Annotated in this window: 6 protein-coding genes; all 6 read left to right on the top strand. The window is 59.5% G+C overall.

Annotated features, from left to right (window positions below):
• Positions 1–140: 140 nt before the first annotated feature.
• Positions 141–1,136 carry an ornithine carbamoyltransferase gene (gene argF, locus DW913_RS08450; protein WP_006234279.1) on the top strand — a complete coding sequence of 332 codons (996 nt, stop codon included), beginning with the start codon at positions 141–143 and terminating at the stop codon, positions 1,134–1,136.
• A 138-nt stretch (positions 1,137–1,274) separates the two neighbouring features.
• Positions 1,275–2,762: a YfcC family protein gene (locus DW913_RS08445; protein ID WP_369832277.1), complete on the top strand. Its 1,488-nt coding sequence runs from the start codon at positions 1,275–1,277 to the stop codon at positions 2,760–2,762.
• Positions 2,763–3,367: 605 nt separating this feature from the next.
• Complete coding sequence (locus DW913_RS08440) at positions 3,368–4,849, top strand: DUF1846 domain-containing protein (protein ID WP_006234276.1); 1,482 nt, start codon at positions 3,368–3,370, stop codon at positions 4,847–4,849.
• A gap of 256 nt (positions 4,850–5,105) precedes the next feature.
• A complete protein-coding gene (locus tag DW913_RS08435; RefSeq protein ID WP_040358312.1) occupies positions 5,106–5,444 on the top strand; it encodes a hypothetical protein in 339 nt (112 codons plus the stop codon).
• Positions 5,445–5,622: 178 nt separating this feature from the next.
• A complete protein-coding gene (locus DW913_RS08430; protein ID WP_117798220.1) occupies positions 5,623–7,284 on the top strand; it encodes a CTP synthase in 1,662 nt (553 codons plus the stop codon).
• 2 nt (positions 7,285–7,286) lie between these two features.
• Positions 7,287–8,228 (top strand): site-specific tyrosine recombinase XerD, encoded by a 942-nt coding sequence (gene xerD / locus DW913_RS08425; RefSeq protein ID WP_199407928.1) that lies wholly within the window; start codon positions 7,287–7,289, stop codon positions 8,226–8,228.
• Positions 8,229–8,574 lie beyond the last annotated feature (346 nt).

The following is an 8,574-nucleotide window of genomic DNA, read 5'->3' as shown; positions in this document are numbered from 1 at the left end:
GCATGAGCATGCCCTTCTGGCGCGAGGACCTCTAAGTCTTTCCGTTTCCGGTGCGGTCCCCCTACAACCGCACCGGCTTCGCCCGTTAAACGGGCAACACTAATACTTACGTAATTCATTTCTTCGAAAGGAATCGAACCATGGGTGTTAACCTCTCCGGCCGTAGCTTCCTCAAGCTTCTCGACCTCACCACCGAGGAGATCGAGTACCTGCTCAAGCTCTCCAAGAACTTCAAGGACATGAAGCGCGCTGGTGTTCCGCACCGCTATCTCGAGGGCAAGAACATCGTTCTGCTCTTCCAGAAGACCTCCACTCGTACCCGCTGCGCCTTCGAGGTCGGCGGCATGGATCTGGGCATGGGCGTCACCTACCTCGATCCGGGTTCGTCGCAGATGGGCAAGAAGGAGTCCATCGAGGACACCGCCCGCGTTCTCGGCCGCATGTATGACGGCATCGAGTTCCGCGGCTTTGCCCAGGACGACGTCGAGGAGCTCGCTGCTAAGTCCGGCGTGCCCGTGTGGAACGGCCTGACCACTGAGTGGCATCCCACCCAGATGCTCGCCGACATCCTGACCGTCCAGGAGAACTTCAACTACGACATCAAGGGCAAGACTCTCGTCTTCATGGGCGACTGCAAGAACAACGTTGCTCGCTCCCTCATGGTCGTCTGCTCCAAGCTCGGCATGAACTTCGTGGCCTGCGGCCCCGAGGAGTGCATGCCCGCCGACGACGTCATCGAGGCCTGCAAGCCCATCGCCGAGGCCAACGGCTGCACCATCAAGCTGACCACCGACGTCAAGGACGGCGTCACCGGTGCCGACGTCATCTACACCGACGTGTGGGTCTCCATGGGCGAGCCCGACGAGGTCTGGGCCGAGCGCATCGCTCAGCTCACCCCGTATCGTGTTACCTCTGAGGTCATGGCTATGGCCAACCCGGGTGCCATCTTCCTGCACTGCCTGCCCAGCTTCCACGACACCAACACCACGATTGGCGCAGAGAAGTGCGAGCAGTTCGGCATCACCGAGCAGGAGGTCACCGACGAGGTCTTCGAGAGCCCCGCTTCCAAGGTCTTCGACGAGGCCGAGAACCGCATGCACACCATCAAAGCTGTCATGTACGCTACGCTCAAGTAAGAGCTTCTAGCATCTCGCTCGGGGTGCATTGCTGCGCACCCCGAGCGCTTTTGTCTGGTAAAAATCTCGCACTGAGCGACATGCACGGCACGGAAGAGCCGCTTCGGGCGAGATCAGTAAATGATTTATGAAGGGGGGATGAGAACTATGACTGAGACCGCTAAGAAAAAGCGCGGTATGCCTTCATCGTTCACCATTCTTCTTGCTCTGCTGGCAATCGTCGCGGTTGTTACCGTTATCGTCTCCGGTACGTCCGGTGGCGAGGTTACCGCTGCCCGCCTGAGCGATTTCTGCACCGCCCCGGTCAAGGGCTTCGCTGACGCTCTGCCCGTCTGCCTCTTCGTTATGATCCTCGGCGGCTTCCTCGGCATGATGACCGAGACCGGCGCCCTGGACAACGGCATTGCCGTTCTGGTGCAGAAGCTTAAGGGCAATGAGATCATGCTCATTCCCGTGCTGATGCTCATCTTCTCCCTCGGTGGTACCACCTATGGTATGTGCGAGGAGACCGTTCCCTTCTACGCCCTGCTTGCCGCTACCATGATGGCCGCTGGCTTCGACCCTATGGTCGGTGCTGCCACCGTCCTGCTCGGCGCTGGCTGCGGCTGCCTGGGCTCCACGGTTAACCCGTTCGCCGTCGGCGCTGCCGTCGACGCTCTGACCGGCGTTGACATTGAGGTCAACCAGTCCATCATCATCGGCCTCGGTGCCGTCCTGTGGATTGTTACCACTGTTATGTCCATCCTCTTCGTCATGAGCTATGCCAAGAAGGTCAAGGCTGACAAGGGTTCCACCATCCTTTCGATGCAGGAGCTCAAGGACGCCGAAGAGGCTCACGGCAAGGCTGCTTCCGAGGTTCACAAGGAGGTCAAGCTCACCGGTCGTCAGAAGGGTGTTCTGATCGCCTTTGCCTTCACCTTCGTCGTCATGATCGTCGGCTTCATCCCGCTGGCCGATCTCAACGAGGGCGTCGCCAACTTCTTCGATGCTGGCGCTGTCTATGACGCCGACGGTAACGCCATCGTTCAGGGCTGGTCTGCCCTGATCACCGGCCTGCCCATTGGCCAGTGGTACTTCGACGAGGCTTCCACCTGGTTCTTCCTCATGGCTGTCCTGATCGGTATCATCGGTGGCCTGTCCGAGAAGCAGATCGTCAACACCTTCATCACCGGCGCTGCCGACATGATGTCCGTTGTCCTCGTCATCGCTCTTGCCCGTGGTATCTCCGTCCTCATGGCTAGCACCGGCCTCGACGTCTACGTCCTCGACGCTGCCGCCAATGCTCTGGCTGGCCTGTCCGGCGTGATCTTCGCTCCCATGAGCTTCCTGGTCTACTTTGGCCTGTCCTTCCTGATCCCCTCGACCTCCGGTATGGCTACTGTCTCCATGCCCATCATGGGACCGCTGGCTGTTAAGCTCGGCTTCTCGCCCGAGGTCATGGTCATGATCTTCTCCGCCGCTATCGGTGTCGTGAACCTGTTCACCCCGACCTCTGGCGCCATCATGGGCGGTCTTGCCCTGGCCAAGATCGAGTGGACGACCTGGCTCAAGTTTGCTCTTAAGCTCATCGTCGCTCTCTCCGTCGTCTGCGCCGTCATCCTGACCATCGCTTGCGTGATGCTCTAAGTACCCCTTGGGTACCCCACGGAAACCATGACGATCCTGTAAAGGATCACCTGGTCATCGTCTGTCCGGTGGGGTAACCCCACCGGTAGACTCCTACCTTTGGCCCCCTCCCGTTCCGTGCGCGGGAGGGGGCGCTCTTGTGTTCCGGCGTTTTACCAAACGCCGGAACCACTCGACGCTGCAAGCCCGCCAGAGCGGCAATCTGACGTTCAATCGTCGGGCATGGCCAAAAGGCCTATGCCCTCCTCTTTCACGTCACCTTGCTCGCTCTGGTGGGCTTTCGCTGACTTATGCTCAACCTGCGGCGCTGCCATTGTTGGCGCAGGGGGCGGCTTGCTCGCTCTGGTGTCTGTTCGCTGTCCGTTCTCTGCCCGCGACGTTTCTGCTGTTGGTGCAAAGGGGTCAGGTTACTTTGCGCCAAAAGGGGAAGTTGCGGTGGAATAGTTCCCGTTTGGCCGTCTTGAGGGGTTAAACAGGAGCTATTTCACCGCAACTTATCGATGGCGTGTTTGGTTGGTGCCTGTTGATGGCCTGGGCATCGGGGAGGGCAGGCTCCGTTATAATCGCGTAGGAACTTAATTTACGAAACGGGACGGGAGCCATACATGCGCCAGGGTTTCGACAACGCGAAGTATATCGAGCTGCAGGCTGCTCACATTAAGGAGCGCATCTCGCAGTTTGGCGGCAAGCTGTATTTGGAGTTTGGCGGCAAGTTGTTCGATGACTATCATGCCAGCCGCGTGCTGCCGGGTTTTGAGCCGGACAGCAAGTTTCGCATGCTCAAGAGCATTGCCGATGACGTTGAGGTCATCATCGCGATCAACGCGAACCACATCGAGAAGAATAAGGCCCGTGGCGACCTTGGCATTACCTATGACGAGGACGTTTTGCGCCTGGTCGACCTGTTCCGCGGCAACGGTTTTGCTGTCGCGGCCGTGGTTATCACCCAGTACGCCGGCCAGCCCGCCGCCGATGTGTTCCGCAATCGCCTGAACGCGCTCGGCATTCCCGCCAAGCTGCACTATCCCATCGAGGGCTATCCGCACGACGTCGACCTGATCGTGTCTGACGACGGCTATGGCAAGAACGAGTTTGTCGAGACCACCCGTCCGCTCGTTGTCGTGACGGCACCCGGCCCTGGCTCGGGCAAGCTCGCCACCTGCCTGTCTCAGCTCTATCACGAGCACAAACACGGCACCGCTGCCGGCTACGCCAAGTTCGAGACGTTCCCGGTCTGGAATCTGCCCCTCACGCATCCGGTCAACATCGCCTATGAGGCCGCCACGGCCGACCTCGACGATGCCAATATCATCGACTCCTTCCACTTGGAGGCCTACAACAAGACCACGGTCAACTACAACCGCGACGTCGAGGCCTTCCCGGTGGTCCGTGCTCTGATGGAAAAGATCCTGGGCAAGAGCCCCTACCAGAGCCCCACGGACATGGGCGTCAATATGGTCGGCTTTGCCATCACCGATGACGATGCCTGCCGCGACGCTTCCAAGATGGAGATCGTTCGCCGCTACTTTACCGCGGTCGAAAATGTGCGCCGTACCGGCGTGGGCGATGAGCAAGTCGACCGTCTCAAGATTATTATGAAGAAAGCCGGCATCGATAAGAACTACTCACCGGCACGCTCGGCGGCCCTCACCAGGGAACAGCTGACGGGTGGTCCCGTGGGTGCCATGGTCATGCCCGATGGCTCCGTGGTGACCGGTAAGACCTCCACGCGCCTGGGCGCCGCAAGTTCGCTCATTATGAACGCCCTCAAGCATGTCTCGGGCGTCGACCTTGAGCTCGAGGTCATTAGCGATGAGGCGATCGAGCCCATCAGCAAGCTCAAGACGCATTTCCTGGGTAGCAAAAACCCGCGCCTCCACACCGACGAGACGCTTATGGCGCTGTCGATCACCTCGGCCACGAGTGAGACGGCCGCTCGCGTCCTTTCGGGCCTGGAGCAGTTGCGCGGTTGCGATGCCTTCTTTAGCGTGATCATCTCGCCGACGGACGAGACGGTACTGCGCAAACTGGGTATCAACGTGTGCTGCGAGCCCAAGTTTGAGCGCCGCGGTTTCTTCCATCGCTAAGTTTGAAGCACCGCGGTAATTGCATTGCAGTTTGGCCGTATCGGGTTAGCGCCCGGTACGGCTTTTTGATCAATAAAGTGCCTATTTCGGCGAAAAATAGCCGTTTACCTGCCTAGAAACAATTTGAGCGGTATACAATAACCGTAACTGTTTCATCCTTAGCGGGATGCCGCATGATGGATATTACCTGTCATCGTGAGGTGTGTCGGTCGCGCACGGCGCGTTAGATGCTCGTGCTCGGTTTGAGGAGGCTGCTATGGCGGGCAAGGGTCGTGCGAGTGTCAACGATATGAAGCGTGTCGAGGTGCTGGTGTTGATGGAGATCGACCAGCAAACCGAAGACAATGGCGGGCCGTATGGTTTCTCGCGCAAAACGCTTGCCGAGCGCGTGGGGGTTTCGCCGTATCGTGCCCGCGCCGCAATCGATCGCTTGGATTCCGAAGGCATGATTGATGTCGTCTCGCGTTATAGCGACGACGGCGGTCAGCTTGCAAATGGCATTTGCCTCACCGAACGTGGCGAGTGGTATCTTGAGGGCGTCCGTACCGGCATGCTCGTTCAAGAAATGCTTGAGGACGAGGTTGCTGATCGATAGCAGCATGTAACCCTTGCCATAGCGACGCCGCCTGGGAAACCGGGCGGCGTTTTGTTTCAAGATTGAGAAATGCAATCGCACGCGAGAAAAATTGCGGACGGTCCGCGGCGCGAGTATTACAATGAAGACCCGTAAGATGTGGATAAACAACTTCTACGGGAAGCGCAGGTAACTCAATATGACCAAGCATGTGTTCGTAACCGGTGGCGTGGTTTCGTCCCTGGGCAAGGGTATCACCGCGGCCTCGCTGGGCCGTCTGCTCAAGTCGCGTGGCTACAAAGTAACGATGCAGAAGGCCGACCCGTATCTGAACGTCGACCCCGGTACCATGAGCCCGTTCCAGCATGGTGAGGTCTTTGTAACCGAGGATGGTTACGAGTCCGACCTGGACCTGGGTCATTACGAGCGCTTTATTGATGAGAACCTGACCCGCGATTCCAACTTTACGACCGGTGCCATCTACAAAAGCCTAATCGCCCGCGAGCGTCGCGGCGACTTTTTGGGCGGTACCGTGCAGGTGATTCCTCACGTCACCAATGCCATTAAGGACAAGTTTCGCCGCATCGAGGAGCAGACCGGCTCCGATGTAGTCATCACCGAGCTGGGCGGCACGATCGGCGACATCGAGTCCCAACCGTTTGTCGAGGCCATCCGTCAGTACCGCAAGGAGGCCGGCTCCGAGAACGTCTGCTACATCCACGTGTCGCTCGTTCCCTATATTGCCGCCGCCCACGAGGTCAAGACCAAGCCCACGCAGCATTCCGTCAAGGAGCTCCGCAGCTTTGGCATCCAGCCCGATATCATCGTGCTGCGCTCCGACCACCATATCGATGACGCTATCCGCGGAAAGATCGCAAGCTTCTGCGACGTCGACACCGATTGCGTCTTTACCAATGAGGACTGCGCGAGCATCTACGACGTGCCGCAGCTGCTTGCCGAGCAGGACTTTGACCTGCGTATTTGCGAGCGCCTGGGCCTGGACCCGCGTGAGCGCGACATGAGCGAGTGGAATGAGTTCCTGCGTAAGCAGAACCATGCCAACCATCACGCCGATAAGGTTAAGATTGACGTTGTGGGTAAGTACACGCAGCTGCCCGATGCGTACCTGTCGGTTATCGAGGCCCTGCACCATGCGGGCGTCTTCTACGATCGCCATGTGGACGTCCAGCTGGTCGACGGCGAGAGCCTCGACGAGCAGAATGTCTCTGAGGTTCTGGGCGACGCCTCGGGCATCCTGGTCCCCGGCGGCTTTGGCAAGCGCGCCCTGGAGGGCAAGATCCTCGCGGCCGAGTTTGCCCGTGAGCACAAGATTCCGTATCTGGGCATTTGCCTGGGTATGCAGGTCGCCGTGTGCGAGTTCGCCCGCAACGTCGTCGGCCTTGCCGGCGCCAGCTCCTCTGAGTTCGATCCGGACGGCCCGTTTAGCGTCATCGATCTGATGAGCTCGCAGGAGGACGTGACCGAGAAGGGCGGCACCATGCGCCTGGGCGCCTATCCGTGCAAGCTCGCCGCCGATACCCTTGCTCGCGAGGCATATGGCGAGGAACTCGTCTACGAGCGTCACCGTCACCGCTTTGAGTTCAACAACGCCTTCCGCGACCAGCTCGAGGATGCCGGCTTGGTTATCTCTGGCCTCTCGCCCGACGAGCGCCTGGTCGAGATGGTCGAGCTGCCGCGCGACGTGCATCCGTGGTATGTGGCAACCCAGGCTCACCCCGAGTTCAAGAGCCGTCCGACTAATCCGCAGCCGCTGTTCCGAGAGTTCGTGCGCGCTTCGATCGGCCAGCACGAGGGTGTCGACCGTCTGCAGGTGACGCCCATGAACCTCGCTACGGACTAAGGGTGCCGGCGAATAAGGAACATACCGAAGCTACTCCCTCGTCGCTCGCCGTGGCGGCGGGGGAGTATCTCGATTACCTCGCGGTCGAGCGGGGCTTGGCGCGCAACACGATTGTGGCCTATCGTCGTGACCTGACGACGTACTGCGCCTATCTGGAGCGGGCGGGTATTGTGTCTTTTGAAGAGGTGACCCGTCAGGTCGTGGAGGGCTTTGTCGCCGATCGCCGCGGCGGAGGCTATTCCGACGCCTCGGTGGAGCGCGCGCTTGCTGCCGTGAAGGGCCTGCATGCCTTTTTGGTGCGCGATGGGGCCGTGGCCCAAAACCCGACGGCGGCGTTGCGCCTGCCTAAAAAGGCTGAGCGTTTGCCGGAGTATCTATCGGTGGAGGATGTCTCGGCGCTGCTCGATCAAGACTTTCCCGAGGGCGAGATGGGACTGCGCGACCATGCCATCTTGGAAGTGCTCTACGGATGCGGTTTGCGTGTGAGTGAGCTGGTTGGGCTCGATGTGGGCGATATCCATATTGACGATGGCTTTGTACTCGTTCGCGGTAAGGGCTCAAAGGAACGCCTGTCCCCACTGGTGGGAAGCGCGGCGCGAGCTCTGACGCTCTATGTAACTGAGGGACGTTCTCGCTTGGCGGCCCATGCCCGCGGAACCGAGACCTCGGCGGTCTTTTTAAATAAGAACGGACGTCGCCTGTCGCGCCAGGCCGTGCATGCGATATGCGAGCGGTATGGGCGTCAGGTGGGGCTGGTGGGGCTCCATCCCCATACCTTGCGCCACTCCTTTGCCACCCACATGCTCGCGGGCGGTGCCGACCTGCGTGTGCTGCAGGAGATTTTGGGCCATGCCGATATTTCGACCACGCAGGTCTACACGCATGTCGACCGAACGCAACTGACCGAGGTCTATCTGGCGGCGCATCCGCTAGCACATCGCTAGCACCTCGCTGACCTGCATATTTATAAATACTAAAGGGGACGGGCCCCAGATTGCCGAGACGCACTTTTGCGCGCATGGGCAATCTGGGGCCCGTCCCATTTTTCGCTAGACACCGATGCGGCGGTGGGCCGTGTGTACCGTGGGTGGGGGAGTTTGGGGGCGATGTGAACGGCGTGTAAAGGGACGTAAAAATCGCCTCAAGGTCAACTTGAAGGTTGAGGTTGAAAGGCGGGGTGCCACAGGTGGCATCCCGCCGTTGCTGTAAACACAACATATTGTGTTTTCGAACATATGATTGGGGGTGTTTTGCAATATATGGTGGGTGGAGTGGTGGGGCGGGGTGGGG

Origin of the sequence: Collinsella sp. AM42-18AC (assembly GCF_003467965.1) — a bacterium.
Lineage (GTDB): Bacteria > Actinomycetota > Coriobacteriia > Coriobacteriales > Coriobacteriaceae > Collinsella.
This window is presented reverse-complemented; position numbering and strand designations above follow the sequence as displayed.